The 1,866-nt window shown below is 72.1% G+C and carries 2 protein-coding genes; both read left to right on the top strand.

Annotated features, from left to right (window positions below; translation table 11 throughout):
* A partial coding sequence (locus tag G6R24_RS20625) for a DUF4352 domain-containing protein (RefSeq protein ID WP_225438876.1) occupies window positions 1–875 on the top strand: 875 nt, incomplete at its 5' end.
* A 220-nt stretch (window positions 876–1,095) separates the two neighbouring features.
* A partial coding sequence (locus G6R24_RS20620) for an HNH endonuclease family protein (RefSeq protein ID WP_420840684.1) occupies window positions 1,096–1,866 on the top strand: 771 nt, incomplete at its 3' end.

The raw sequence follows: 1,866 nt of genomic DNA, 5'->3' as shown, positions 1-1,866 counted from the left end.
TGTCGCGTGAGGCACCGATGTCGGCCCGGGCGGGGATGCCGCCACCGCGGGTGGGAATGCCGACGCGTGACCCCGGCCGACCCCGCGAACCCGGCCCCCCGCCCCGCGGTGCCGGCGGCGGAGCACCGCGAGGAGCCGGACCGCCTGTTCGCGGCCCGATGCCCTCGCCCGCCCCGCCGCCGCGGATGGCCCACTCGGCACCGCTGGGAGCACCCCCCGCACCCGGCACCGGACCGGTGCCACTGCCCGGCGCGGCTCCCGGCACCGGTGGGCCCGGCGGACCGAGCCAGCCCTACGGCCCCTATCCGCCCGCACCGAGCCGCCGCGGACCCGACCGCCGCCAGCTCGCCCTGATCGCCGGGGTGATCGTCGCCGCCGTGATCGCGGTCATCGTGATCGTGTCGCTGCCCAAGAACGACGGCTCGGGCGGTACCGGACCAGCCACGGTCACCACGTCATCGGCCGGCGCGACGCCGTCACCACGCGCCCCCGGAATCGGCGATACGGTCACCGACCAGGGTCTCGCCTTCACCGTCACCGACCTGGACTGCTCCCAGAGTCAGCTCGGCGAGGGCATTCTGGCGCTGCGCGCCAACGGACGCTTCTGCCTGGCCAAGGTGACCGTCAGCAACACCGGCGGCACCGAGGCGTCCCTGGACAACGCCGCCCAGCTGCTCCTGGACAGCCGGGGCGACAAGCACGAGTCGAGTCTGCTCGCCCGCCTCAAACTGGGCGAGGATCTCTGGGAGACCATCGAACCCGGCGAGACCAGGCGCGGCACCCTGGTCTTCGACGTGGCCAAGGATGCCCAGCCGCGTGTCCTCGAGCTGCATGCCAGCCCGCAGAGCCCCGGCGCACGCCTCACCATCCGCTGACACCAGCCCGACCGCGCGCTCCGCTTTGGACCGCACCGGCGCACTGTGCGGGGTCACCCGGCCACACAGCGATTTTCTGCTGGGATCTCCCTTCGACCTCCCGCACCTGTCACCCACGGCGCACGGCAGCCGGCTAACGTGACTGTCTGCTCAAGCAGACGCAAGACGGATGGGCGGTGTGGTCGTCCACTGACCACACATCGCCAAGACGAGGAGACAGGTGCGAGGCAGCGGTGTCGGCGTCGACCCGAAGGGTCGACGCGGCCAGGTAGTACCGGACGGCCATGCCCGTCAGCCAGTCCACCGACGACCAGCTGACCGCCCCGGGTCCGTCGGCCGCGTCGGCCGGCTGGGCATCCTGAGCATCGTCGCTGTCTGCGTGGGTCTGACAGCGTCCTGCTCGGGTAGCACCGCCGACCGGGTTGGCTCGGCGCTTGGCCTGTCCAGCACGTCCCCGGCAGCCGCGGCCGCCGGTGGATCCGGGACGGCCCTCTCCCTGCTGGGCACCCTGCCCGTCCGCGCCGAGGACAATTCGCCGAAGTACCGCCGGGACGCGTTCGGTACCCCCTGGTCGGACGTCGACCACAACGGCTGCGACACCCGCAACGACATCCTTCGCCGCGACATGCGCAGCACGACCCTGCGCAAGGCGGACAACTGCACGGTGCTCACCGGCGAGCTCACCGACCCGTACACGACCCGGATCATCCGGTTCAACCGCGCCCGCAGTGCGTCCGCCGTCCAGATCGACCATGTCGTCGCGCTCGCCGACGCATGGCGCACCGGCGCTCTGGAGTGGACCGACGCCCAGCGCCTGCAGTTCGCCAACGATCCCCAGAACCTGCTGGCCGTGGACGGTCCGACCAACATCCGCAAGAGCGACCAGGACGCGGCCGAATGGCTGCCGCCCAGTCCCGGCGAGCAGTGCCCCTACGTTGCCCGCCAGGTCGGACTGAAGTCGCGCTACCACCTGTGGGTCACCTCGGCCGAG

The organism is Candidatus Frankia nodulisporulans (genome assembly GCF_902806475.1).
Taxonomy (GTDB): domain Bacteria; phylum Actinomycetota; class Actinomycetes; order Frankiales; family Frankiaceae; genus Frankia; species Frankia umida.
This window is presented reverse-complemented; position numbering and strand designations above follow the sequence as displayed.